This window comes from Streptomyces sp. NPDC079020 (genome assembly GCF_044542225.1).
Classification (GTDB): Bacteria; Actinomycetota; Actinomycetes; order Streptomycetales; family Streptomycetaceae; genus Streptomyces.
Genome location: NZ_JBITUB010000013.1, coordinates 182,443 through 206,451, shown reverse-complemented (window position 1 = coordinate 206,451; position 24,009 = coordinate 182,443). Strand labels below are relative to the sequence as shown.

General features: G+C 71.8%; 23 protein-coding genes. 5 read left to right on the top strand and 18 right to left on the bottom strand.

What is annotated here, in order from left to right; all coding sequences use genetic code 11:
* Positions 1–2 precede the first annotated feature (2 nt).
* A complete protein-coding gene (locus ACIGJO_RS26330) occupies positions 3–2,531 on the bottom strand; it encodes an ATP-dependent Clp protease ATP-binding subunit (protein ID WP_266922646.1) in 2,529 nt (842 codons plus the stop codon).
* A gap of 450 nt (positions 2,532–2,981) precedes the next feature.
* Between ACIGJO_RS26330 and ACIGJO_RS26325 the strand changes: the two genes are divergently transcribed.
* On the top strand, positions 2,982–3,647 hold the full coding sequence (locus tag ACIGJO_RS26325) for an SCO3374 family protein (protein WP_399962031.1): 666 nt from the start codon (positions 2,982–2,984) through the stop codon (positions 3,645–3,647).
* On the opposite strand, the gene ACIGJO_RS26320 is transcribed toward ACIGJO_RS26325, so the two are convergent.
* From ACIGJO_RS26320 to ACIGJO_RS26275, 10 genes are all read right to left on the bottom strand, one after another.
* The gene (locus ACIGJO_RS26320) at positions 3,626–3,961 is read right to left on the bottom strand and encodes an Lsr2 family protein (protein WP_399962029.1); all 336 of its coding nucleotides are present in this window, start codon (positions 3,959–3,961) and stop codon (positions 3,626–3,628) included. The two genes, ACIGJO_RS26325 and ACIGJO_RS26320, sit on opposite strands and share 22 nt — an antisense overlap.
* Before the next feature lie 144 nt (positions 3,962–4,105).
* Entirely contained in the window at positions 4,106–4,711 is a 606-nt protein-coding gene (locus tag ACIGJO_RS26315; protein ID WP_399962027.1) for an amino-acid N-acetyltransferase, read from the bottom strand.
* 9 nt (positions 4,712–4,720) lie between these two features.
* Complete coding sequence (locus tag ACIGJO_RS26310) at positions 4,721–5,176, bottom strand: BlaI/MecI/CopY family transcriptional regulator (protein WP_399962025.1); 456 nt, start codon at positions 5,174–5,176, stop codon at positions 4,721–4,723.
* Between the two features lie 170 nt (positions 5,177–5,346).
* Positions 5,347–5,526, bottom strand: coding sequence for a hypothetical protein (locus ACIGJO_RS26305; protein WP_399962023.1), 180 nt, complete (start codon positions 5,524–5,526; stop codon positions 5,347–5,349).
* Between the two features lie 80 nt (positions 5,527–5,606).
* The gene (locus ACIGJO_RS26300; protein WP_399962109.1) at positions 5,607–6,188 is read right to left on the bottom strand and encodes a hypothetical protein; all 582 of its coding nucleotides are present in this window, start codon (positions 6,186–6,188) and stop codon (positions 5,607–5,609) included.
* A gap of 298 nt (positions 6,189–6,486) precedes the next feature.
* Positions 6,487–7,284 carry a type III pantothenate kinase gene (locus tag ACIGJO_RS26295; protein WP_399962021.1) on the bottom strand — a complete coding sequence of 266 codons (798 nt, stop codon included), beginning with the start codon at positions 7,282–7,284 and terminating at the stop codon, positions 6,487–6,489.
* Positions 7,284–8,333 (bottom strand): carboxylating nicotinate-nucleotide diphosphorylase, encoded by a 1,050-nt coding sequence (gene nadC / locus ACIGJO_RS26290; protein ID WP_399962019.1) that lies wholly within the window; start codon positions 8,331–8,333, stop codon positions 7,284–7,286. Before nadC ends, ACIGJO_RS26295 begins: the two co-directional genes overlap by 1 nt.
* A gap of 119 nt (positions 8,334–8,452) precedes the next feature.
* The gene (locus tag ACIGJO_RS26285; RefSeq protein WP_399962016.1) at positions 8,453–10,162 is read right to left on the bottom strand and encodes an L-aspartate oxidase; all 1,710 of its coding nucleotides are present in this window, start codon (positions 10,160–10,162) and stop codon (positions 8,453–8,455) included.
* Positions 10,159–11,295: a pantoate--beta-alanine ligase gene (gene panC / locus ACIGJO_RS26280; protein ID WP_399962014.1), complete on the bottom strand. Its 1,137-nt coding sequence runs from the start codon at positions 11,293–11,295 to the stop codon at positions 10,159–10,161. The genes ACIGJO_RS26285 and panC overlap by 4 nt, the downstream gene beginning before the upstream one ends.
* Entirely contained in the window at positions 11,292–12,230 is a 939-nt protein-coding gene (locus ACIGJO_RS26275) for a Rossmann-like and DUF2520 domain-containing protein (RefSeq protein WP_399962012.1), read from the bottom strand. Before ACIGJO_RS26275 ends, panC begins: the two co-directional genes overlap by 4 nt.
* Positions 12,231–12,464: 234 nt before the next feature.
* On the opposite strand from ACIGJO_RS26275, the gene ACIGJO_RS26270 reads away from it, so the two are divergent.
* Positions 12,465–13,631, top strand: a complete 1,167-nt coding sequence (locus ACIGJO_RS26270; RefSeq protein WP_399962010.1) for a threonine aldolase family protein — start codon at positions 12,465–12,467, stop codon at positions 13,629–13,631.
* 206 nt (positions 13,632–13,837) lie between these two features.
* On the opposite strand, the gene ACIGJO_RS26265 is transcribed toward ACIGJO_RS26270, so the two are convergent.
* Positions 13,838–14,005 carry a hypothetical protein gene (locus ACIGJO_RS26265; protein WP_399962008.1) on the bottom strand — a complete coding sequence of 56 codons (168 nt, stop codon included), beginning with the start codon at positions 14,003–14,005 and terminating at the stop codon, positions 13,838–13,840.
* 103 nt (positions 14,006–14,108) lie between these two features.
* On the opposite strand from ACIGJO_RS26265, the gene ACIGJO_RS26260 reads away from it, so the two are divergent.
* Positions 14,109–15,221, top strand: coding sequence for a DUF5937 family protein (locus ACIGJO_RS26260; protein WP_399962006.1), 1,113 nt, complete (start codon positions 14,109–14,111; stop codon positions 15,219–15,221).
* A 98-nt stretch (positions 15,222–15,319) separates the two neighbouring features.
* Here the strand turns inward: ACIGJO_RS26260 and ACIGJO_RS26255 are convergent, their stop codons facing one another.
* Complete coding sequence (locus ACIGJO_RS26255; protein WP_399962004.1) at positions 15,320–15,994, bottom strand: response regulator; 675 nt, start codon at positions 15,992–15,994, stop codon at positions 15,320–15,322.
* A 214-nt stretch (positions 15,995–16,208) separates the two neighbouring features.
* Positions 16,209–17,411, bottom strand: coding sequence for a sensor histidine kinase (locus ACIGJO_RS26250; protein ID WP_399962002.1), 1,203 nt, complete (start codon positions 17,409–17,411; stop codon positions 16,209–16,211).
* Positions 17,412–17,506: 95 nt separating this feature from the next.
* On the opposite strand from ACIGJO_RS26250, the gene ACIGJO_RS26245 reads away from it, so the two are divergent.
* Together ACIGJO_RS26245 and ACIGJO_RS26240 are read left to right on the top strand one after the other, a co-directional pair.
* Positions 17,507–18,529, top strand: a complete 1,023-nt coding sequence (locus ACIGJO_RS26245; protein WP_399962000.1) for an SAM-dependent methyltransferase — start codon at positions 17,507–17,509, stop codon at positions 18,527–18,529.
* A 189-nt stretch (positions 18,530–18,718) separates the two neighbouring features.
* On the top strand, positions 18,719–19,861 hold the full coding sequence (locus ACIGJO_RS26240) for an NADH-quinone oxidoreductase subunit D (protein ID WP_399961998.1): 1,143 nt from the start codon (positions 18,719–18,721) through the stop codon (positions 19,859–19,861).
* Between the two features lie 154 nt (positions 19,862–20,015).
* On the opposite strand, the gene ACIGJO_RS26235 is transcribed toward ACIGJO_RS26240, so the two are convergent.
* The 4 genes from ACIGJO_RS26235 to ACIGJO_RS26220 all read right to left on the bottom strand — a co-directional run bounded on the left by ACIGJO_RS26235 (position 20,016) and on the right by ACIGJO_RS26220 (position 23,904).
* On the bottom strand, positions 20,016–21,080 hold the full coding sequence (locus tag ACIGJO_RS26235) for a hypothetical protein (protein ID WP_399961996.1): 1,065 nt from the start codon (positions 21,078–21,080) through the stop codon (positions 20,016–20,018).
* Positions 21,081–21,345: 265 nt separating this feature from the next.
* Positions 21,346–22,320 carry an ABC transporter substrate-binding protein gene (locus ACIGJO_RS26230; protein WP_399961993.1) on the bottom strand — a complete coding sequence of 325 codons (975 nt, stop codon included), beginning with the start codon at positions 22,318–22,320 and terminating at the stop codon, positions 21,346–21,348.
* Positions 22,321–22,437: 117 nt separating this feature from the next.
* On the bottom strand, positions 22,438–23,112 hold the full coding sequence (locus ACIGJO_RS26225) for an ABC transporter permease (RefSeq protein WP_399961991.1): 675 nt from the start codon (positions 23,110–23,112) through the stop codon (positions 22,438–22,440).
* A 3-nt stretch (positions 23,113–23,115) separates the two neighbouring features.
* A complete protein-coding gene (locus ACIGJO_RS26220; RefSeq protein ID WP_399961989.1) occupies positions 23,116–23,904 on the bottom strand; it encodes an ABC transporter permease in 789 nt (262 codons plus the stop codon).
* Between the last annotated feature and the right edge of the window lie 105 nt (positions 23,905–24,009).

Genomic DNA, 24,009 nt, shown 5'->3' with positions numbered 1-24,009 from the left:
CCCTACGCTTCCTTCGTCAGGTTCGGGCCGGCGCCGCCTGCCGCCTGCTCGATCGGCGGGACGTCGGGCAGTGCCGACTTCTCCTCGCCGCGGAACGAGAACTTCTTCTCCTCGCCCTCGCCCTCGGTGCCCACGACCACGATGTGACCGGGACGCAGCTCGCCGAAGAGGATCTTCTCCGAGAGGATGTCCTCGATCTCGCGCTGGATCGTCCGGCGCAGCGGCCGGGCGCCCATCACGGGGTCGTAGCCCTTCTTCGCCAGCAGCGACTTGGCCTCGGCACTGAGCTCGATGCCCATGTCGCGGTCCTTGAGACGCTCGTCCACCTTGGCGACCATGAGGTCGACGATCTGGATGATGTCTTCCTCGGTCAGCTGGTGGAAGACCACCGTGTCGTCGACACGGTTGAGGAACTCGGGCCGGAAGTGCTGCTTGAGCTCTTCGTTGACCTTGGTCTTCATGCGCTCGTAGTTCGTCTTGACGTCGCCCTGGGCGGCGAAGCCCAGGTTGAAGCCCTTGGAGATGTCCCGGGTCCCGAGGTTGGTCGTCATGATGATGACCGTGTTCTTGAAGTCCACGACCCGGCCCTGGGAGTCGGTCAGACGACCGTCCTCCAGAATCTGGAGCAGGGAATTGAAGATATCGGGGTGGGCCTTCTCGACCTCGTCGAAGAGGACGACGGAGAACGGCTTGCGGCGCACCTTCTCGGTGAGCTGGCCGCCCTCCTCGTAACCCACGTAACCGGGGGGCGAACCGAAGAGGCGGGAAACCGTGTGCTTCTCGCTGAACTCCGACATGTCGAGGGAGATCAGCGCGTCCTCGTCACCGAAGAGGAATTCGGCGAGCGTCTTGGACAGCTCCGTCTTACCGACACCGGACGGGCCGGCGAAGATGAACGAGCCACCGGGGCGCTTGGGGTCCTTCAGACCGGCTCGCGTACGGCGGATCGCCTGCGAGAGGGCCTTGATGGCGTCCTTCTGCCCGATGACGCGCTTGTGGAGCTCGTCCTCCATGCGCAGCAGACGGGAGGATTCCTCCTCCGTCAGCTTGAAGACCGGGATACCGGTGGCGGTGGCCAGGACTTCGGCGATCAGCTCGCCGTCGACCTCGGCGACGACGTCCATGTCGCCGGCCTTCCACTCCTTCTCCCGCTTGGCCTTCGCCGCCAGCAGCTGCTTCTCCTTGTCGCGGAGGGACGCTGCCTTCTCGAAGTCCTGGGAGTCGATGGCCGACTCCTTGTCGCGGCGGACGCCCGCGATCTTCTCGTCGAACTCACGGAGGTCCGGCGGCGCGGTCATCCGGCGGATGCGCATCCGGGAACCGGCCTCGTCGATCAGGTCGATCGCCTTGTCCGGCAGGAAGCGGTCCGAGATGTACCGGTCCGCCAGGGTCGCGGCCTGGACCAGCGCCTCGTCCGTGATGGAGACCCGGTGATGGGCCTCGTAACGGTCGCGCAGGCCCTTGAGGATCTCGATGGTGTGCGGCAGCGACGGCTCCGCGACCTGGATGGGCTGGAAGCGGCGCTCGAGAGCGGCGTCCTTCTCCAGGTGCTTGCGGTACTCGTCGAGCGTGGTGGCGCCGATGGTCTGGAGCTCGCCTCGCGCCAGCATGGGCTTGAGGATGCTCGCCGCGTCGATCGCGCCCTCGGCGGCGCCCGCACCCACCAGGGTGTGGAGCTCGTCGATGAACAGGATGATGTCGCCGCGGGTGCGGATCTCCTTGAGGACCTTCTTCAGGCGCTCCTCGAAGTCACCGCGGTAGCGGGAGCCCGCGACCAGCGCGCCGAGGTCCAGGGTGTAGAGGTGCTTGTCCTTGAGGGTCTCGGGCACCTCGCCCTTGACGATGGCCTGGGCCAGGCCCTCGACGACCGCCGTCTTGCCGACGCCGGGCTCGCCGATGAGGACCGGGTTGTTCTTGGTACGGCGGGACAGCACCTGCATGACCCGCTCGATCTCCTTCTCGCGCCCGATGACCGGGTCGAGCTTGGACTCACGAGCGGCCTGGGTGAGATTCCGGCCGAACTGGTCGAGCACCAGGGAAGTGGAGGGGGTGCCCTCCGCGGGGCCGCCGGCGGTGGCCGCCTCCTTGCCTCCCGAATACCCGGAGAGCAGCTGGATGACCTGCTGCCGGACCCGGTTCAGGTCGGCACCCAGCTTCACGAGGACCTGGGCGGCGACGCCCTCGCCCTCGCGGATCAGGCCGAGCAGGATGTGCTCGGTGCCGATGTAGTTGTGACCCAGCTGAAGGGCCTCGCGGAGCGACAGCTCCAGGACCTTCTTGGCACGGGGAGTGAAGGGGATGTGGCCGGACGGGGCCTGCTGCCCCTGACCGATGATCTCCTCCACCTGCTGGCGGACCGCCTCGAGCGAAATCCCGAGGCTCTCCAGGGCCTTAGCGGCGACACCCTCACCCTCGTGGATAAGGCCCAGGAGAATGTGCTCGGTGCCGATGTAGTTGTGGTTGAGCATCCGGGCTTCTTCCTGAGCCAGGACGACAACCCGCCGCGCGCGGTCGGTGAACCTCTCGAACATCGTTAATCGCTCCTCAGAGCGGTCGGTCAGTGAGGGGTCGGTCCCCTCCCAGTCCTTCCGCATGCTAGTCCCGCAGGACGGGACAGCTCATTCCAACTGCCGACATCCGTCCGGATCACCCCCGCACCGGCGGGGAAACTTACTGCCGAACAGCTGACAACTGCTCCAACCCGATGGTGCGAGACGATGTTCCCGCAGGCCAGGCAGATACCCCTATCGCCAGTACGCCGATGGCGAACGTGAGACGCCTCGGCCCGCGTGTCGCCCCTTCCCACTAGGAAAGTCTTACCCGCAATCACTGACAGTCCATGCGGCGCGCCCTGGTTCCCTCCGCTACGGGCGAACAACCTGGCGCCCCCGAATACCCCCGCACGCCCCCGCGACGAGCACCCAAAGCGATCGATCGCGAACTCTGCGTAACCCTGGAGGCCGCTCAGCGGTTCATCGGACATGGCCTTCCCCGTCCCGCCGCCCCGTTCGTCCCCCGAATTCGGTACCCGCGATACGCAAGGTACGCGAGGTGCCCGAGCCGCCCGAGAGGCCGCCGTGATCGCCGCGGCGGTCGAACCCGGCGAAGCCCTCGCCCGGTGGTACGAGCACGAGCTCGGCTGGACCACCGCCGGAAGGGCCCCGGTGCGGCTGCCGACCGGGCTGCGCTTCGATGTGCTGGAGCTGCCCGCCGAGGCCGGCCGCGCGGTCCTGCGGCGGGTGGGCCGCACAGGCCCCGTGGCGCTGTCCGGAGCGCGGATGCAGCTGCTGGTGGCCTCGGGGAGCGCGGAGGAGCTGCCGGGGCTGCTCGACTGGCTGGAGTGGGGGGGAATCACCCTCGGCCTGACGGCTCTGGGTGCCGGTGGGCGCATCACCGCCCCGGCGCCGGCCGCGTTCCGGGCCGGCTCGCCGGGGGCCGCGCTCTGGCTGCGGCCCCCCGGGCCGCGCCATGAGGTGGAGCCGGCACTGCCGGCTCTCGCGGGCTTCGGGAGCAGCGGTGGGGGTGCCCCCGATCTCGTACGGCTGGTGGACACGGCGGCAACGGAATGCCACCGGGTCCGGCTGCTGCGTGCCCGTGCGGGGCTGCTGACCGATGGGCCGGCAGCTCAGCCGTTGGCCTTCTCGTAGGCTTCACGGATCTCGGCGGGAACACGGCCGCGGTCATTCACATTGTGGCCGTTCTCCCGCGCCCACTTACGGATCTCCGCGGTGTCCTTGTTGCCACCGGCGACGGCGCGGCCCTTGCCACGGCCGGTCGCGGCACGGCCACCGGTACGACGGCCGCCCTTGGTGTACGGCTCAAGAAGACCACGGAGCTTGTCCGCGTTGCCCGTGGTGAGGTCGATCTCGTACGTCTTGCCATCAAGTGCGAACGTCACGGTCTCGTCCGCCTCGACACCGTCGAGGTCATCGACAAGAAGGACCTGAACCTTCTGTGCCACCGGATTTCCTTTCATCGAAAATGGAGTACGCGGAAAGGAAACCGCTTTTCCCCGGAAAACACAAACCCCCGGGAGAGGTTGAGGAGCACAAGGACGCGGGAAACATGTGCGATTCGGACATAGGGTTCCGGTGTCTTCTGCGGTTCACAGGTGCAGAAGCATCCGGCTGTTGCCCAAGGTGTTCGGCTTCACTCGTTCGAGACCGAGGAACTCCGCGACACCCTCGTCATAGGAACGCAGCAGCTCGCTGTAGACATCTGTGTCGACCGGTGTCTCTCCGATCTCCACGAAGCCGTGCTTCGCGAAGAAGTCGACTTCGAAGGTGAGACAGAAAACCCGCCGCACACCGAGCCAGCGCGCGGTCTGCAAGAGCTTGTCCAGTACCTGGTGGCCCACTCCGGCGCCCTTGATGCTGTGATCGACGGCAAGGGTGCGCACTTCAGCGAGGTCTTCCCACATCACATGGAGTGCGCCGCAGCCGATGACCCTGGCGTCCTCGTCGCGTTCCGCGACCCAGAACTCCTGGATGTCCTCGTAAAGCGTCACCGTCGCTTTGTCGAGCAGGATCCCTTCCGTCACGTACCCGTCGAGGAGACGGCGGACCGACGCCACATCGCTCGTCCGGGCGCGCCGGACGGTGATGGCGGGCCTTTTTACCGACGGGTCGGTATCAAAATCGGTATCCGGCCCGGTATGCGGAGGCTCTTCGGTATACGGCGGCTCTTCGGCATGCGACAGCTCTGAGGACATGCCCCGACGCTATCGCCCGCTCTCCGGTGCCGCGCCATCGGCCGGGGCCCCGTCATCGTCCGCGGGCACGTCACCGGAGGGGCTCGTGGAGGGCTGATCGGTGAGGCCCGGGGAAACGATGCGTACCGCGTCCTGGAGGGCTTCGCGCTGCTCGGCGGACATCATGCCGAAGAACGCCACAAGGGCGGCCGCGGGGTTGTCACTGCGCGACCACGCTTCGTTCATGAGTGCGGCCGAGTAGGCGGCACGGGTGGAGACGGCCGTATATCGATATGCCCTGCCGTCGACTTCCCTGCGCACCCAGCCCTTCTGATGGAGATTGTCCATTACGGTCATGACCGTCGTGTAGGCGATGGACCGTTCCTGCTGTAGGTCCTCAAGAACTTCCCGCACCGTGACCGGACGGTTCCATTGCCAGACACGTGTCATCACGGCGTCTTCCAGCTCTCCCAATTGGCGGGGCACAGCGTCACCTTAGTGCCAGATGTCTGGAATAGGACGTTATTTACACAGCGAAAGGGCGTACGGCTCCAATGAGCCGTACGCCCTTGACGGTGCACGGGGTGCGCCGGACGGTCCTCCGGGCGCGCGACCGGGGGTCCGGGGCCCGGAATCCGGGGGTCCGGGGGTCCGGGTCAGACACTCTCCGGATGCGCGGTCTGCTTCACCGGCTCCGCGCGGGCGAGTGTCGCGTCCACCGCGGCGTCTTCCTTGGTCTTGTTCGGACCGCCCTGACTCTTGACGATCGTCACGACGAGGCCGACGAAGAAGATGGCCATCACCACGGGGGGCACGAGCGCGGATACGTAGTCCATGCCGTCCAGAGTAGCGAGCCCCGCGCGGCGGGACGCGGCGCCCTCCCGGGGAGAGTGCCGCGTCCCGCCGGACACCCGGCTCAGCCGGCGGCGCGCTCGCCGGGCGGCGGGGCGGGGCGGCGGCGGGGCGGGAAGACCTCGGAGGGCTTGGGCATCGGCCGCTCCCCGGGGTTCTGCGGACGGCCGGGGGAGGCCGGCGCCTTGGGGCGTTCGGGTTCCCGGTCCGCGGCGCGCCCGCCGGGCAGGGCGAGCAGCCGGCCGCGGGGCGCCGGGGCCGTCACCGCGACGGCGCGGCCGGCCAGCCTGGCCCGTACCGAACGCTCCGCGAGCACCTGGCAGCGCGCCAGGAGCGCCGCCGCGACCGGTTTGCCGCGCAGCGCGCGCAGCGCCGCCAGGTCGTCCGGGCGGGGGTCGTACCCGGCGGCGACGGCGTCCTGGAGGAGCTCCAGATAGCCGTTGACGGAGCCGGGGAGCGCTTCGCGGTAGCGGGCGAGGTCGGCGAGGAGGAACGCGCGCAGCCGCCCCGCCTCACTGACCGCCTCGTCCACCGCGCCCGCGAGGCGCAGGCAGTCCTGGACATCCTCGTCGGGCAGGGGCGTCGGGTGGAGGGCGATGGCGAGGGCACGTCGGAGCACCCGCAGCTCGTCCGCGCTGAACGCCATGCCGCCTCGTGAACCGTAGGGCGTGGGCATGACGCGACAATACGTGCTAAATAGACAAAATCCGCTTAACTGGTCGTCGGCGGCGCGGCGTCCGCCGGGCGCCCGCGGCGGGCCGGGCAGAGCCCGGGGGACCTTCCCGGACGGTCCTGCCGACGCCCCCGCCGGTGGCCCCCCGCCACCATCCCGGCGGACGTTGTCGCAGGCAGCGGGCCCGCACGGCGCCGGATGCCCGCCCGCCCCCCGTACGACTCCGCCCCGCCCCGCGGACGCCTCCGTACTCCTCCGTGCGCCCTCGCGCCTACATCCGTGCGATGTTGCGCTCGTAGACCAGGCGCAGCCCGATGAGCGTCAGCCAGGGCTCGTGCTCGTCGATGGCGGACGACTCCCCCAACACCATCGGAGCAAGGCCGCCCGTCGCGATGACCGTGACGTCCTCGGGGTCGGCCGCCAGTTCCTTCTTCATCCGGGCCACGACCCCGTCGACCTGGCCCGCGAACCCGAACACGATGCCGGACTGCATGGCCTCGACGGTGTTCTTGCCGATCACACTGCGCGGCCTGGCCAGCTCGATCTTGCGGAGCTGGGCGCCCTTGACCCCGAGCGCCTCGACAGAGATCTCGATCCCGGGGGCGATGACCCCGCCCACGTACTCGCCCCGGGCGGAGACCGCGTCGAACGTGGTGGCCGTACCGAAGTCGACGACGATCGCCGGTCCGCCGTACAGCTCGACCGCGGCGACCGCGTTGATGATGCGGTCCGCGCCGACCTCCTTGGGGTTGTCCATCAGGACCGGCACACCGGTCTTGACGCCCGGCTCCACCAGGACGGCGGGCACGTCGCCGTAGTAGCGGCGGGTGACCTCGCGCAGCTCGTGCAGGACGGACGGAACGGTCGCGCAGATCGCGATGCCCTCGATGCCGTCGCCCAGCTCCACACCGAGCAGCGGATGCATGCCCATCAGGCCCTGGAGCAGCACGGCGAGCTCATCGGCGGTACGACGGGCATCGGTGGAGATCCGCCAGTGCTCGACGATCTCCTCGCCGTCGAACAGGCCGAGGACGGTGTGCGTGTTGCCGACGTCGATGGTGAGCAGCATCAGGCCTGGGCCTCACCGGTGGCCGGGGCGGTGTCCCGGAAGTCCAGGCCGATGTCGAGGATCGGCGAGGAGTGGGTGAGCGCGCCGACGGCCAGGTAGTCGACGCCCGCCTCGGCGTAGGCGCGGGCGGAGTCGAGGGTGAGCCGGCCGGAGGACTCCAGCACGGCGCGGCCGCCGACCAGGGCGACGGCCTCGGCGGTCTCGCCCGGTGTGAAGTTGTCCAGCAGGATCAGGTCGGCGCCCGCGTCGATCACCTCGCGGACCTGCTGCATCGTGTCGACCTCGACCTCGATCGGTACGTCGGGGAACTCCTCCCGCACCCGCTTGAACGCCTCGGCCACACCGCCCGCCGCGATGACGTGGTTGTCCTTGACCAGAGCCGCGTCGGAGAGCGACATACGGTGGTTGACGCCGCCGCCGCAGCGCACCGCGTACTTCTCCAGGGCACGGAGCCCCGGGGTGGTCTTGCGGGTGTCGCGGACCTCGGCCCCGGTCCCTTCGAGCACGTCGGCCCAGGCGCGGGTCGCGGTCGCGATGCCGGAGAGACGGCACAGCAGGTTGAGCGCGCTGCGCTCGCCGGTGAGCAGATCGCGGGTGCGGGTGGTGACGGTCAGGAGCTTCTGGCCGGGGGCGACGCGGTCGCCGTCCTCGACATGGCGCTCCACCTCGAACTCGCTGGTGCAGACGATGGACAGCACCGCCTCGGCGACCCGCAGCCCGGCGACGACGCCCGCCTCGCGGGCGGTGAAGTCACCGGTGGCGACGGATTCCTCGCCGACGGTCGCCACGGTGGTCACGTCCACGCCGCCGTCGAGGTCCTCCTCGATCGCGACATGGGCGACGTCCTCGACCTGGACGGGGTCCAGGCCCGCCTCGGCGAGGAGCCGGGCGAGCGCGGGGTCGAGCCCGCACTCCAGGCCGTCCGGGTCATAGCCGTCGCCACAGCCGCAGTCGTCGCCGCAGCCGCCCGCGGACGGTGCGGGCGCGCCGATCTGGATCAGCGGGACGTCCACGGGTGTGGGGCGCGGATTCTCTTCGGGCGTGCTCACGGTTACGGCTCCTCGGGGGCGTCGGCGGGGGGTGCGGGTGGTGCTGCTTGCCGGGGCTGCTGCGGGTGTCGGTTCTGCTGGGGCTGCTGCGGGTGTCGGTGCTGTGGTGAGCAGTCTGCTCAATCCACGGGACGTACGGGCGGGAACGCGGCGGTCCGCGTCCGGTGAAGCTCCAGGCTCCGGTCCGGGGTGATCCGGACGACGAGGTGGCGGCGCCAGTGCTCGTCGTCGCGGTCGGGCCGGTCCTCGCGCCAGTGGCAGCCGCGGGTCTCCTCGCGGGCGCGGGCGGCGGCGACCAGGACCCGGGAGACGAGAAGCAGGTTGGTGACCTCCCAGGCCTCCACCCCGGGCACGGTGGCCTTGGACTCGGCCGTACCGGCGTCCGCGGTCACCTGGTCGTGCAGGGCCTCCAGCTCCCCGGCGGCCGCGGCGAGGCTGTCGGCGGAGCGCAGGACTCCGGCGCCCCGGGTCATGATCCGCTGGATCGCGGTACGGGATTCGGGGGCGAGGAGCGGCGCGGGCTCACCGTCGCCGGACGCCACCGGTTCCGTCCGCCGCGGGCGGTCCCCGGCGGTGTCCCCGGCCGTGGTCGCCGCGATGTCCTCGGCGATGCGCTCGGCGAAGACCAGCCCCTCCAGCAGGGAGTTGGACGCCAGCCGGTTGGCGCCGTGCACGCCGGTGCAGGCGACCTCTCCGCAGGCGTACAGGCCGGGCACGGTCGTCCGTCCCCGCAGGTCGGTACGGATGCCTCCGGAGGCGTAGTGCGCGGCGGGCGCGACCGGGACCGGTTCGGTGACGGGGTCGATGCCGTGGGCACGGCAGGCCGCCAGGATCGTGGGGAAGCGCCGCTCCCACATCTCGGCGCCGAAGTGCCGGGCGTCCAGATACATGTGCTCGGTGCCGTGCAGCTGCATCTGGCGGGTGATGGCCTTGGCGACGATGTCGCGCGGGGCCAGCTCGGCCAGCTCGTGCTGCCCGAGCATGAAGCGCGTACCGGACGCGTCGACGAGATGGGCGCCCTCGCCCCGGACCGCTTCGGACACCAGCGGCTGCTGCCCCTCGGAGTCGGCGCCGAGGAAGAGCACGGTCGGGTGGAACTGGACGAATTCGAGGTCGGAGACCTCCGCTCCGGCCCGCAGCGCGAGCGCCACCCCGTCGCCGGTGGAGACCGAGGGGTTGGTGGTGGCGGAGAAGACCTGGCCCATGCCGCCGGTGGCCAGGACGACGGCGGGGGCACGGACCGCGCCGACGCCGTCGTGCTGGCCCTCGCCCATGACATGCAGGGTGACGCCCGCCGTACGGCCTTCGGCGTCGGTGAGCAGGTCCAGGACCAGGGCGTTCTCAACGGTGTGCAGGGCGGCCTCGCGGACCGCCTCGACCAGGGCGCGGGAGATCTCGGCACCCGTCGCGTCGCCGCCCGCGTGGGCGATGCGGCGGCGGTGGTGGCCGCCCTCCCGGGTCAGCGCGATGTCACCGCTGTCCGTGGTGTCGAAGTGGGCGCCCGTCCCGATGAGCCGGCGCACGGCGTCGGGGCCCTCGGTGACCAGGGTCCGCACGGCCGTCTCGTCGCACAGTCCGGCGCCGGCGACGAGGGTGTCGTCGAGGTGCTGCTCGGGGGTGTCGCCCTCGCCGAGCGCGGCCGCTATGCCGCCCTGGGCCCAGCGCGTGGAGCCGTCGTCGAGGCGGGCCTTGGTGACGACGACGGTGGCGAGGCCCGCGGCGGCGCAGCGCAGGGCGGTGGTGAGACCGGCCACGCCGGAGCCGACCACCACGACGTCCGCGTCGATGGCCCAGCCGGGGGCGGGGGCGGTCAGCCGTATTCCGGTCACGTGAGGGCTCCGAAGGTCAGGGGGATGTTGTCGATCAGGCGGGTGGCGCCGACCCGTGCCGCGATGGCGAGGATCGCCTCCCCGCTCTCGCGGTCGTCGGGGATCTCGGTGAAGTCCGACGGGTCCACGAGGGCCAGGTAGTCCAGGACGAGCGGCTGCCGTTCGCGGGCGGCGTCCGCGAGCACCAGCTGTGCGGCGGCGCGCACGGCGGCGGGTCCGCCGCCGGGCCGGGCCAGCGCCACCGCCTGGGCGTCGGCCGCCGCCCGGGACTCGCCGAGCGCGGTGAGTCCGGCGGCCCGGTCCGCACTGGCCGCCGTGGCCTGTGCGCGCTCGTGCAGGGCCTGCTGGGCGGCCAGTCTGTCCCGGGCCGCGAACAGGGCGCGCGGCAGGGCGAGCGCGGTGTGCCGTTCCTCCGGGGAGAGGAAGCGGTTGCGGCTGGAGAGCGCCAGGCCGTCCGGGTCGCGCACGGTGGGTACGCCGGTGATCCCGACGCCGAAATTCAGGTCGCGCACCATGCGGCGGATCAGCGCCAGCTGCTGGGCGTCCTTCTGCCCGAAGAACGCCTCGTCGGGGCGGGTGAGGTGGAGGAGCTTGGCGACGACGGTGAGCATGCCGTCGAAGTGCCCGGGGCGGGCGGCCCCTTCGAGGCGCTCGCCCATGGGGCCCGCGGTGATCCGGACCTGGGGTTCGCCGCCGGGGTAGACCTCGTCGACGGAGGGGGCGAAGACCGCGTCGGCGCCCGACAGCCCGGCGAGCGCGAGGTCGGCGTCGAGGGTGCGTGGGTAGCGGTCGAGGTCGGCCGCCTCACCGAACTGGAGCGGGTTCACGAAGACGGTGACCACGACCTGGCCGGCCGGACCCGCGGCGGCGCGGGCGGCCCGGATCAGGGTGGCATGACCTTCGTGGAGAGCGCCCATCGTCATGACGACCGCGCGCCGGGCACCGGCCGGGCGGCGGAGGGCGTCCAGCTCGGCGGCCGTACGCAGGAGGGCCGCACCGCCCGGAGAAGCGGAGGCGGGGGCGTGTGCGGACGCGGGGGTGTGCGCAGAGGCAGAAGTGGCCGTGGGACCGGACGCCGGCGCGGAACCGGGTTTCGGGTTGGGCCCGGGGGCCGGGGCCGGGGCGGTGCTCATCGGTTCTCCTCCCCCGACGCGCGCTCGCCGTCGGCCAGCACGCCGAGCAGGTCCTCGGCCAGCTCCGGCTTGAGCATGCCGTGGGCGAGCGCCCGGTCCGCCGTGGCACGGGCCATCGCGAGATAGCCGGCCACCGTCTGCGGAGCATGCCTGCGCAGCTCACCGACATGGGCGGCGACCGTGCCCGCGTCACCGCGGGCGACCGGTCCGGTCAGCGCCGCGTCGCCGGAGCGCAGGGCGTTGTCCAGCGCGGCCCCGAGGAGCGGGCCGAGCATCCGGTCGGGGGCGCCGACCCCGGCCTTCGTCAGCAGCTCCATGGCCTCCGCGACCAGGGTGACCAGGTGGTTCGCACCGAGGGCCAGGGCCGCGTGATAGAGCGGGCGGGCCTCCTCGGCGATCCACTCGGGCTCACCGCCCATCTCGATGACCAGCGCCTCGGCGGCCAGCCTCAGCTCCCCGGGGGCGGTGACCCCGAACGAGCAGCCGGCCAGCCGCTGGACGTCGACGGAGCTGCCGGTGAACGTCATCGCCGGGTGCAGGGCGAGGGGCAGGGCACCGGCCCGCAGCGCGGGGTCGAGCACCTTGGTCCCGTACCGCCCCGACGTGTGGACGATCAGCTGTCCCGGCCGTACGGCACCGGTCTCGGCCAGGCCCTCGACCAGGCCGGGAAGGGCGTCGTCGGGGACGGTCAGCAGCACCAGCTCGGCGCGTGCGAGCACCTCGCCCGGCGGCACCAGCGGCACGTCGGGGAGCAGGGCCGCCGCCCGTCGCACCGAGGCGTCGGAGACGCCCGACACGGCCACCGGGCGGTGCCCGGCGAGCTGGAGCGCGGCGGCGAGCGCGGGGCCGACCCGGCCGGCGCCGACGACACCGACGGTGAGACGGGCGGGGCGGTCCCTCGCGTCGAGGGGGTGCTCAGAAGCTGTTGTATTCACGCGGCGATGGCCTTCCGTTCCAGTCCGCGGGGGGTACCGGACGACTTCTCTGCATGCTACGCCAGCGTTTCGGGAGACCTTCCGTCCGTCCACAGCCTGTGGGTAACTCTGCCGCCCGAGGGGGATCCGAGGCCTCGCCCGAGAGGGATCCGGGGCGAAACGGACCGGTGGAAAACGGCTACGCCCACGGGGAAAAGGCTGGGCCGGGTGAGCCGTCCGGGTGATGATCGTCCCATGTCACTCACCGAAGAGCAGAAGCAGCGACACCGCAGACTGACGGCTTGGCGGGGGTCCCGCCGAACGCTGGCCCGGGTGTCGGCGGAGGGCACGCTCGGCGAACGGCTGGCCGCGCTGGCGGCCGGCGCGGGGTCCGTGCACGACCTCGACGAGTGGACGGACCTCTACGGGGACGGGGTCGTCGCCGAGGTCGAACGACGGGTCGCGGAGCTGCTCGGCACGGAGGCCGCGGCGTTCTTCCCGACGGGGACGATGGCCCAGCAGGTCGCGGTGCGGTGCTGGGCCGGGCGCACGGGCGACGCGACCGTGGCGCTGCATCCGCTCGCCCACCCCGAGCTGCACGAGCGGGGCGCGCTCGGGGCGGTGAGCGGGCTGCGCACCGTACACCCGACGTCCGCGCCCCGGCTGCCCACGGCGGACGAGATCCGCGGCTTCCCCGAGCCGTTCGGCACGCTGATGCTGGAGCTGCCGCTGCGGGACGCCGGGTTCGTGCTGCCCACCTGGGACGAGCTGGAGGCCGTCGTGGCCGCCGCCCGCGAGCGGGACGCGGTGGTGCACCTGGACGGGGCGCGGCTGTGGGAGTGCGCGCCGCACTTCGGGAAGGAACTGCGGGAGATCGCGGGGCTCGCGGACAGCGTGTACGTCTCGTTCTACAAGTCGCTCGACGGGCTGTCCGGGGCGGTACTGGCCGGTTCCGAGGTGCTGGTCGAGGAGGCGCGGACCTGGCGCCACCGCTACGGCGGAAACGTCTTCCAGCAGTATCCGGCGGCGCTGTCCGCGCTGCTGGGGCTGGAGCGGGAGCTGCCGCGGCTGCCGGAGTACGTGGCGCAGGCGAAGGTGGTGGCCGGGGCCCTGGCGGAAGGCCTCGCGGCGTCCGGCGTGCCGTGGTTCCGGGTGCATCCGGAGCCGCCGCACACGCACCAGTTCGTGGTGTGGCTGCCGTACGGGAGCGAGGCGCTGACCGAGGCGGCGGTGCGGCAGGCGGAGGAGACCGGGGTGACCCTGTTCCACCGGTGGTCCGACGGTGCGCAGGGGACGGGCCTGCCGCCCGGGGTGTCGTTCACCGAGGTGACGGTGTCCTCGGCCGGCCTGGAGTGGACGGCACAGGACGTCCGCGAAGCGGTGGGGGAGTTCGTGGCACGGCTGGAGGGGGCGGGGGCCTGACCGGGGCCTGACCGGGGGCGGAGCGGGGGCGGGCGGTCCCGAGGTCTGGGGTGGCAGGAGGTCCCGAGGTCCGGGGGCTGGTGGGCCGGGACCGGGAGGTCCGGAGGCCAGGAGGTCCGGAGGCCAGGAGGTCCGGAGGCCAGGAGGTCCGGGGTCCGGGGGGCAGGAGGCCCGGGGGCACCCGGCCGGTGCGTTACTTCCGTGCGTTACTTCACGGCGGACGGGCCCGATGGCCGCGCGGCCCGGCGGGCCCGCCAGTGGTCGCGGATCGTGCGCAGCGTGTCCCAGTCGTGGCGGCCGGGCGGCGGGGGCGGGTCCTCGCCCAGCCGGGCCGCGCGGTAGCTGTCGAGCATCTGCTGCTGAATGGCGTCCATGACCTCAGCCTGCGCAGGTCAGGGGCCGCGCGCCCGCCGATTGACGATGACCGCCAAGTGACGCTTCGCCCCGTTCGCGTACCCGCACTATGGAGGGGTGAGCGTGACCATCGACATCGCGGGCCTGCGCCCGGACCGCATCGTTTTCGAAACCTCGCCCCTCGCGGAGCTGGGGCTGGCCCTGCACGCGCTCTCCGAGCCGGGCCACCACCCGGGCCTGCACGGCTGGGCGACCGCGACCGCCGCCGCGCTGGAACCCGACCTCGCGGACCGGCTGCTGGAGGCGGAGTTCCTCTGGCGCAACACGTTCTCCGACATCTTCATGCCGTTCGCCGGGGTCCGCGGCGGCGACGGCAGGGCCGGGGCGACCCTCGCCGAGGACCTGGACATCCTCGACCGGCTGGACGACGAGCGGTTCGTGGCCGCCGCGCTGGAGTTCACCTGTGCCGGTCTGTACGGGTCCGGGGCGCCGTCCCCGCTGGTGAGCGACGCCATGCGGATCCGGGCGCTGGACCTGGCGGCGGCCCGCGGCCCGCAGCAGGTGGAGTTCACCCAGCGGCTGCTGGCCGACCCCGTCACCGTACGGACCTGGATCAGGCGCCTCTTCGAGGACTGCGACCAGGCGTTCTTCTCGGACACCTGGATGCGGGTGCGGGTCCAGCTGGTCGCCGACGCCCGGTACAAGACGGAACTGCTGAGGCGCAAGGGGCTCGGCGAGGCGCTGGGCGCCGTCTCCGCCGCCCTGTCGGTGGACACGGACGCCGGCCGCATCAGCATCGACAAGCTGACCGAGGGCCGGACCAACGCCGCCGACCCGGCGGTCGGCCCCGGGCTCACCCTGATCCCGAGCAGCTTCGGCTGGCCGCATCTGATGGTGCTGCACGCCCCGGGCTGGCGGCCGGTGATCCACTACCCGGTGCACCTGCCCGATCTGCCCTCCCCCGCCTCCGTCGAGCTGCTCCGGCTCCGGATGGAGGCGCTGGCCCACCCGATGCGCATGCGGCTGTGCCGCAACCTCGCCCGCTCCCCGTACACCACGGGCGAACTCGCCGACTCGCACGGCATCACACCGCCCGAGGTCTCCCGGCATCTGTCGCTGCTCAAGAAGGCCGGTCTCGTGACGACGCGGCGGCGCGGCCGCTATGTGCTGCACCAGCTGGACCTGACCGTCGTCGCCCGGCTCGGCAGCGACTTCCTGGAGGGCATCCTGCGCTGAGCGTCCGCGCGGACGGTGTCCGCGCCGGGCGGGCCGTGTCCGCGCGTCCCGCGGCCGCCGTACGCCCCACGGCCGCCGTAAGCCCCGCAGGCCTCCGGTCAGCCCGCGCCGCCGCCCGCCCGGACCAGCCCGGTCTCGTACGCGAGGACGACGACCTGGACCCGGTCGCGCAGGCTCAGCTTGGTCAGGATGCGGCCGACATGGGTCTTCACGGTCGCCTCCGAGAGCACGAGCCGCGCCGCGATCTCCCCGTTCGACAGGCCCTGGGCGACCAGCAGCATCACCTCGCGCTCGCGCTCGGTGAGCTTCTCGATGTGCTTGTTCCGCGGCTCCTTGGAACTGCTCGGCAGCATCGGCGAGAACCGGTCGAGCAGCCGGCGGGTGGTGGACGGGGCGACGACGGCGTCGCCGCTGTGCACGGAACGGATCGCCGCCAGCAGCTCACCCGGCGGAACGTCCTTGAGCATGAAGCCGCTGGCCCCGGCCTTCAGCCCCGAGAAGGCGTACTCGTCCAGGTCGAACGTGGTCAGGATGAGCACCTTGGGCGGGTCCTGCTGGGCGCAGATGCGCCGGGTCGCCTCGACCCCGTCCAGCCTCGGCATCCGGACGTCCATCAGCACCACGTCGACGTTCGTGGAGCGCAGGACCTCGATCGCCTCGGCACCGTCACCGGCCTCGGCCACGACCTCCATGTCCGGCTGGGCGGCGAGCACCATCCGGAAGCCGGTGCGCAGCAGCACCTGGTCGTCGACGAGCATCACGCGGATGGCCATGAGGGTCCCTGTCTTCTGATCGAGGTTCGGCGGGTTCGGGAGGAGCGGGTTCGGGAGGGGGCGGGTCCGGGAGGGGGCGGGTCCGGGAGGGGGTGGGTCCGGGAGCGGAGTTCGGGAAGGGGCGGGGGCCGGGAAGTGCGCGGTCCGGTTCGGGAAGGACGGGGCGGTGGTCCGGTGGTCCGGCGGTCCCCGGCCGGGCGCGTGTCCCGGCGGCTCAGCCGGCGGGCTTGAGCGGCAGCAGGGCGCTGATCCGGAAGCCGCCGCCCGGCCGGGGCCCCGCGTCCAGCGTGCCTCCGACCATGCCGACCCGCTCCCGCATACCGATCATCCCGTGCCCGGCACCGTCGGCGCCGCCGTCCTCGTACAGCTCGTGCGCCGCGCCCCGGCCGTCGTCCTCGACCAGCAGCCCGAGGCCGTCGTCGAAGTAGACCAGCCGCACGCTGGCCCCGGCGTCCGGACCGCCGTGCTTGCGGGTGTTGGTGAGGGCTTCCTGCACGATGCGGTACGCGGTCAGCTCCACGCCGCTGGGCAGCGGGCGCGGGGTGCCCTCGATCTTGAAGTCCACCACCAGACCGGTCTGCCTGACCTGCTCGATCAGGTCCTCGATCTGCTCGACATCGGGCTGCGGAACGTACTCGCCGCTCTCCCGCGTGTCCCCCGTCCGCAGCACCCCGAGCAGCCGGCGCATCTCGGCGAGCGCCTGACGGCCGGTGCTGGAGATGGTCTCCAGTGCCTGCCTGGCCTGGTCGGGCGCGGCGTCCATGACGTAGGCGGCACCGTCGGCCTGCACCACCATCACGGACACGTTGTGCGCGACGACATCGTGCAGCTCACGGGCGATCCGGGCCCGTTCGGCGGCGACGGCGACCTTGGACTGCGCCTCGCGCTCCCGCTCCAGGCGGGCGGCGCGCTCCTCCAGCTGGCTGAAGTAGGCCCGCCGGGTCCGCATCGAGTCGCCGAGCACCCAGGCGAGCACGAACGGCACCGTCATGATGATCGCCACGAAGGCCGACTGGACCCAGGTGTCCGAGGCACCCTCCGGCCAGCGCAGCTGCGCCAGTCCGGCCGCGATCAGGCTGCAGACCAGGGCGAGCCGGGACGCCCAGCGTTCGCCGACCGTCGCCACGGTGAAGGTGATCACGAGCATGGCGAAGTTGGCGAAGTTGGGCGGAATGTCGAAGATCAGCTGCAGAACCCCCACCAGGATGGCGAGGAGCAGCATCTTCTCGGGCATGCGGCGGCGCAGGGCCACGACGAGGCAGAGGCCGATCGCGACCGGTACCAGCAGCACGCGCTCCCGGACCGGACCGAAGTCGTCCACCACGATCGACACGCCGGAGACCCCGAGGAGGAAGACGGCCCAGAAGCAGTCGACGCCCGTCGGGTGTCTGCGGATGAAATCGTAGAGGCGCTGCACGTAACCCAGCGTAGGGACAGAGGATCGGTGCCCGGGTCAACCGGAGGGCCGATCCGGGTCCCGGCACGTACTCCCCAAGGTGGAGACTTTCCCACGTGACGGATGAGTGGCGTGGGTGGCAGGAGGCGGCCGAGACCGCTTTGTACGGAGAAGGGGGCTTCTACCGGAGCCCGGAGGGACCGGCGGGCCATTTCCGCACGTCGGTCCATGTCTCACCGCTGTTCGCCGTCGCCGTCGCCCGGCTGCTGACCGGAACCGCGCGTGAGCTGGGGACGGAAACGGTCGATCTGGTGGACGTGGGGTCGGGCCGGGGCGAGCTGCTGACCGGGGTGCTGGGCGCCGTCCCGAAGTGGCTGACGGTACGGGCGTACGCCGTGGAGCTCGCCGGGCGCCCGCCCGGTCTGGATCCCCGGATCGAGTGGTGCGCCGAGCTGCCGCGGGGGGTCAGCGGGGTGCTGTTCGCCAATGAGTGGCTGGACAACGTGCCCACCCGGATCGCGGAGGCGGATGCCGACGGCATCGCCCGCTATGTCCTCGTCCGCCCCTCGGACGGTGCGGAGCGGCTGGGCGATCCGGTGGACGGGGCCGACGCGCGGTGGCTGCGGAGCTGGTGGCCGCTGTCCCGGCCGGGCGAGCGGGCGGAGATCGGCCTGCCGCGCGACGAGGCCTGGGCGCGGGCGGTCCGGTCGCTGTCGGCCGGACGCGCGGTGGCGGTGGACTACGCGCATGTACGGGGGGCGAGACCGCCGTACGGGACGCTGACCGGCTTCCGGGCGGGGCGGGAGGTCCGGCCGGTGCCGGACGGCTCCTGCGACCTCACCTCGCACGTGGCGCTGGACGCGTGCGCGGCCGCGGTGGAGGCGGAGGCAGACAGGGGCGTCGTACCGCCGGAGCTCACCGACCAGCGCTCGGCCCTGCGCGAGCTGGGCATCAGCGGGGACCGTCCGCCGCTGGCGATGGCCTCGGCAGATCCGGCCGGTTACGTCCGGGCGCTCTCCGCGGCGGGCGAAGCGGCGGAGCTGACCGCCCGGGGCGGTCTGGGTGACTTCGGGTGGCTCACGCACCGGGTGGACCGGGCCCCGGATGCCGCCCGCTCACGGCCGCGCCCGCCGGGGTGACCGGTGCGGCGGGGACGGCCGGGACGGCTGCGGGCCCCGGACCGGCCCCCGGACCGGCACCGGGCCGTCGCGGAACAGTCGTCGGACCCGCGCCGGACCGTCGCGTGGCCCGCACCGGACCCGCTCCGCCGGTCCCCGGATCGCGCCCACAAGGCCCCGCGCCCCGGCGGTCAGGGAATACTGTCCCGCATGACGGAGACGACAGTCGGCATCGGCGGCGCGGCGGAGAGCACCGACATGGTGCTCAACATCGGGCCGCAGCACCCCTCCACGCACGGCGTCCTCCGTCTGCGGCTCGTCCTCGACGGCGAGCGGATCCAGCACGCCGAGCCCGTCATCGGCTATATGCACCGCGGCGCGGAGAAACTCTTCGAGGCCCGGGACTACCGGCAGATCGTGATGCTCGCCAACCGCCACGACTGGCTCTCCGCGTTCTCGAACGAGCTGGGCGTCGTCATGGCCGTCGAGCGCATGCTCGGCATGGAGGTCCCGGAGCGCGCCGTCTGGACGCGCACGCTCCTCGCCGAACTGAACCGGGTCCTGAACCACCTGATGTTCCTCGGCTCCTACCCCCTCGAACTCGGCGGGATCACCCCGGTGTTCTACGCGTTCCGGGAGCGCGAGGAGCTCCAGGCCGTGATGGAGGAGGTCTCCGGGGGCCGGATGCACTACATGTTCAACCGGGTCGGCGGGCTCAAGGAGGACCTTCCGGCGGGCTGGACGGGCCGGGCCCGGGAGGCCGTGGCCTCGGTCCGGTCCCGGATGGACGTCTACGAGGACCTGGTGCTCGGCAACGAGATCTTCCGGGGCCGCACCCGTGGTGTGGGGGTGCTCTCCGCCGGGGCGGTGCACGCCTACGGGGTCTCCGGGCCGATCGCCCGCGCCTCGGGGGTCGACTTCGATCTGCGGCGCGACGAGCCGTATCTCGCGTACGGCGAACTCCAGGACACCCTGAAGGTCGTCACCCGCGCCGAGGGCGACTGCCTGGCCCGCTTCGAGTGCCTGCTGGAGCAGACGGTCAACGCCCTGGACCTGGCGGACGCGTGCCTGGACCGGATGGCGGACCTGTCGCCCGGACCCGTCAACCAGCGGCTGCCCAAGGTGCTCAAGGCCCCGGAGGGCCACACCTACGCCTGGACCGAGAACCCGCTCGGCATCAACGGCTACTACCTGGTGTCCAAGGGCGAGAAGACCCCGTACCGGCTGAAGCTCCGGTCCGCGTCGTTCAACAACATCCAGGCGCTCACCGAACTGCTGCCGGGCACGCTGGTCGCGGACATGGTCGCGATCCTGGGCTCGCTGTTCTTCGTCGTCGGGGACATCGACAAGTAGTACGGCGGACGAAACACCCCCACGGACAAGCCCCCGCTGACGCGCCCCACAGACGTGTCCCGCTGACGCGCCACGGGACGGCGGCGCGCGGACGGCGGCGCGCGGCTCCCCTACGAGATCGCGGTGAGCGGCCCTACGAGGCGGTGAGCGGCCCCTACGAGATGGCGGTGCGCAGCTCCACCACGTCCAGCTGCTCGGTCTCGTCGTGCACGGTGAGGTCGATGACCTTGCCCACGGCGCGGTTCTCGCCGGTGCCCGTGCGGTGGACGGCCAGTGCCTCCTCGCCGACCACGTCCGCGAGGTCCTCGTCCTGCACGGCCTCGATCGCGGTGCCGGCCTTCTGCGTACCGAAGAAGTCGAAACTGCCCTGCGGGACCAGGTGCCGGCGCGCTGCGGCGTACGGAACGACGGCCGAGGCCCCCGGGGCGCTGCGCGGCACATGGACGGGCGCCGTGGACGCCGGGGGGAGCTGCGGCGCGGGCAGGGCGGCCGGCGGACGGCGGTGCTGAGGGCCGCCCGTACCGGCGGCCGCAGCGACTGCCGGACCGGCGCCCGTACCGTTTCCGGGCGCCGTGGCCGGGCCGGGCGCGCCGGGCGCCGTCCCCGCGCCTGCCGGGAGCTCCCGCTTCCTGGCCTGCTCGGCGGTGCGACGGGCCTCCTGGAGCGCGGCGTTGCGCGGGAGGTCCGCGAGGGCCTGGGCGGCGCGCAGATACGCGCCGGGGGTCGGCGTGGACCGGGCGGCGGGAAGCGCGCGCGGGGTGGCTGCCGCCTCGATCGCGAGCTGCCTGCGCCCCTCCAGTGCGCTGGCGCGCTCCGTCTCGGCGTTCGCGTACCGGCGCAGCAGCGCGGCGTGCTCCCCGCGCAGTCCGGCGAGCTCCACGCGCTTGCGGCGCAGCTTCGTCTCCAGCCGGGCGCGCAGCTCGCGCGCCTCCTCCAGGTCCTGCTCCAGCTCGGCCGCCCGCTCCTCGGCGCGCCACTCGTCGCCGGCGCGCGCCCGCGTCAGCTCGGCGACACGCAGTCCGGCGGCCCGGTCCCAGCTGCGCATCAGATACGCGCCGGTGACGGCGGTGGCGGCCACGGCCGCCACCAGTCCACGCAGGACCAGGGGTTCGGTCAGCAGCCAGGCGCCGGCGGCACCGACGACCGACACTCCGGCCACCGCCGAGGGCGGCAGGATTCTGTGAAGGGGTGGCGAATGGCGGTGGCGTCCACGTGGCATGGCCTGAAATTTACCGTGTGTACGGGCGCCTTGGGGGGCCACCCGGGAATCTGTTCCCCGCCGGTTACCTCACGCCCCGCCAAAGCACTTCCGCGACGCCCCGAGAGGCCCTAAAAGCACGGAACGGGCGTCCCGTGTGGAGTTTGTCCGGGCGCCCGGTGTGGAGTTCGTCCGGGCATCCCGTATCGCGTTCGGACGGGCGCCCCGTATCGCGTTCGGACGGGCGCCCGATTCCGGTTCATCCGGGCGCCCGTCCGTCACCTCGTCACTTCTTGATCAGGCCCTTCGCCCGCAGATACTCCTTGGCCGCGTCCTCGGGCTTGGCACGCTCGGCGTCGACCTTGCGGTTCAGTTCCGCCAGATCCTGTGTGGTGAGTGTGCCGGTGAGCTTCCCGAGAGCGTCGGCGATGTCCTGGGCGCCCGCGTCCTTGGCATTGAGCACTGGAAGGATGTTGTCGGCGTTCTGGAGCTTCTTGTCGTCCTCCAGGAACACCAGCCCGTCGAGCACCGCGTCCGTGGTGGTCGTCAGGACCAACTGGTCCTTGCCGTCCTTGACGGCCTGCTTGGACTGCGGAGTCCCGACGCCCTTGGGGTCGATACCGGTGACATCAATGCCGTAGGTCTTCTTCAGACCGGGTGCGCAGAAGGGCCGCACCTCGCACTCGTCGCCCGCCGCGATCTTCACCTTGATCTTCGACGCACCGAGATCGGAAAGCGTCTTGAGCTTGTTCTTCGCGGCGAATTCCTCGGAGACCGCGAAGGCGTTCTGGTCGACGGCCACACCGGCCGGAAGCACCTTCAGCCCGAGCGGGGTGGCGAGCTTCTCCAGCGCGGCGACCGTGGCCGTGGCATCGCCGGAGGCCACCGGCTTCTTCTCGGCCTCCTTGGACCCGTTCACCTTGGCGTTGAGGAATTCGGCGATCGTGGCGGCATATTCCGGCACGACATCGATCTCGCCCTTCTCCAGCGAGGGTTCGTACAGCTCACGGTTCTTCACTGTAGTGATCGAGGTGCTGTAACCGGCGTCGGCCAGGATCTGCGCGTACAGCTCGGCGAGCACCTTGGACTCGGTGAACGAGGCGGAGCCCACGACGAGCGAGCCCTTCTTGTCACCCGAGCCGGCCGCGTTGCCGGAGCCGCCCTTCTCCTCTTCCAGGCTGTCGCCGCCGCAGGCCGCGAGCGACCCGGCCAGTGCCACCATGCCGATGACCGCACCCGCTATGCGCGAGGTCCTGCTCATGTTGTTCTCCGTCCAGACAGAAGAGGGGAAGAGGGTGAAGTGTGAGTGACCGGCCGTCAGAAGGCGGTCGTGCCGGGCACCCGGCCGCGCCGGTGCGGGCACGGCGCCGCACGGCGGTCAGGCGCTCCGGCGGCGGCGCAGCGGGGACAGCAGCCGGTCCAGGGCGACCAGCACCCCTTCCACCACCAGGGCCAGCAGGGCCACCAGCACCGCACCGGCGAAGACCTGCGCGGTGTCGTACGTGTTGAATCCGGCGGTGATGATCCGGCCCAGGCCACCGAGGCCGACCATCGCCGCGATCGAGGCGGTGGCCACCACCTGGACGGCGGCGGACCGCAGCCCGGTCATGATCATCGGGTAGGCCAGCGGCAGTTCGACCCGTACGAAGAGCTGTCCGCCGGACATCCCCATGCCGCGGGCGGCCTCCACCACCGACCGGTCCACCTCCGTCATCCCGACGTAGGCGTTGGTCAGCAGCGGCGGCACGGCGAACAGCACCAGGGCGATGACCGTGGGGAGATAGCCGGAGTTACGCAGGGGCGTGACCATGAAGAGGGCCAGGACCGCGAAGACGGGTATCGCCCGGCCCACGTTGGAGATGTTGACCGCGAGCGCGCCCCCCTTGCCGATGTGGCCCAGATACAGGGCGAGGGGCAGGGCGATGGCGCAGGCCACCGCGAGCGCCACCCCACTGACGTACAGATGCTCACCGAGCCGGTGCGCGGCCCCGTTCTCCCCCGACCAGTTGGACCCGGTGACGAGCCAGGTCCAGGCGTCTGCGACGACTCCCACGGGTCAGCCCGCCTCCACCTTCGCGACGGCGGACGTCGCCGCCGCACTCCTCGGTCCCACCGCACCCGCCCGGCCGCCCACCGGATCCTCCGGGCCGCCCGCCCCGTCCGCCGGGCCCGCCGTCGTCCGTATGCGGGTCCAGGGCGTCAGCAGCCGCTGGAGCCCGAGCAGCAGCAGATCGGCCACCACCGCGAGCAGCACACAGAGCACCGACGCGGTCAGCACCTGGGCCTTGAAGAAGCTCGGCAGCGCGTCCTCGATGAGATTGCCGAGCCCGCCCTTGCCGACGAGCGAACCGACGGTCGTCAGCGCGACCGTCGACACGGTGGCGATGCGCAGTCCCGCCATCAGCGCGGGCAGCGCGAGGGGCAGCTCCACCTCCCAGAGCAGCCGGGCGGGGCCGTACCCCATGCCCCGGGCGGCGTCCTTCGCCTCCTGCGGAACGGCTTCGAGTCCGGCCAGGATGTTCCGCACGAGAATGGTCAGCGAATAAAGCACCAGTCCCGTGACGACAAGCGCCGCGGAGAGTCCGAACAGCGGCAGCAGCAGCGAGAACATCGCCAGCGACGGCACGGTGTAGAGCACGGTGGTCAGCCCCAGCACCGGCCCGGCGAAGTGCCGTCCGCGGCGCGCGAGCAGCGCCAGCGGAAAGGCGACCGCGAGGCCGATCAGCACCGAAACCACCGTGATCCAGATGTGCTGCACGGTCGCGTCGGTCAACTCCTGGCTGCGGGAGCGCAGATACTCCCCGCAGATCCAGTCGTTCGCCACCAGGCAGTTCTCTCCGGCCATCCGTCCCCCACCCCCTGCTTTCCTTCACGATGCCGCCCCGAACACATGTCTGGCGAGCCTATCCTCGACCACTGACAATCGCCGAGGCTGTCGCATTCCGGCAGC

Coding starts and splice junctions, on each gene's coding strand:
- ACIGJO_RS26240 (WP_399961998.1), top strand. CDS start 18,719: ATGACGGAGACGACAGTCGGCATCGGCGGCGCGGCGGAGAGCACCGAC.
- ACIGJO_RS26255 (WP_399962004.1), bottom strand. CDS start 15,994: ATGGCCATCCGCGTGATGCTCGTCGACGACCAGGTGCTGCTGCGCACC.
- ACIGJO_RS26305 (WP_399962023.1), bottom strand. CDS start 5,526: ATGGACTACGTATCCGCGCTCGTGCCCCCCGTGGTGATGGCCATCTTC.
- ACIGJO_RS26265 (WP_399962008.1), bottom strand. CDS start 14,005: ATGGACGCCATTCAGCAGCAGATGCTCGACAGCTACCGCGCGGCCCGG.
- ACIGJO_RS26220 (WP_399961989.1), bottom strand. CDS start 23,904: ATGGCCGGAGAGAACTGCCTGGTGGCGAACGACTGGATCTGCGGGGAG.
- ACIGJO_RS26325 (WP_399962031.1), top strand. CDS start 2,982: ATGGCCTTCCCCGTCCCGCCGCCCCGTTCGTCCCCCGAATTCGGTACC.
- ACIGJO_RS26270 (WP_399962010.1), top strand. CDS start 12,465: ATGTCACTCACCGAAGAGCAGAAGCAGCGACACCGCAGACTGACGGCT.
- ACIGJO_RS26315 (WP_399962027.1), bottom strand. CDS start 4,711: ATGTCCTCAGAGCTGTCGCATGCCGAAGAGCCGCCGTATACCGAAGAG.
- ACIGJO_RS26235 (WP_399961996.1), bottom strand. CDS start 21,080: ATGCCACGTGGACGCCACCGCCATTCGCCACCCCTTCACAGAATCCTG.
- ACIGJO_RS26300 (WP_399962109.1), bottom strand. CDS start 6,188: ATGGCGTTCAGCGCGGACGAGCTGCGGGTGCTCCGACGTGCCCTCGCC.
- ACIGJO_RS26230 (WP_399961993.1), bottom strand. CDS start 22,320: ATGAGCAGGACCTCGCGCATAGCGGGTGCGGTCATCGGCATGGTGGCA.
- ACIGJO_RS26330 (WP_266922646.1), bottom strand. CDS start 2,531: ATGTTCGAGAGGTTCACCGACCGCGCGCGGCGGGTTGTCGTCCTGGCT.
- panC (WP_399962014.1), bottom strand. CDS start 11,295: ATGAGCACCGCCCCGGCCCCGGCCCCCGGGCCCAACCCGAAACCCGGT.
- ACIGJO_RS26295 (WP_399962021.1), bottom strand. CDS start 7,284: ATGCTGCTCACCATCGACGTCGGCAACACGCACACCGTCCTCGGCCTG.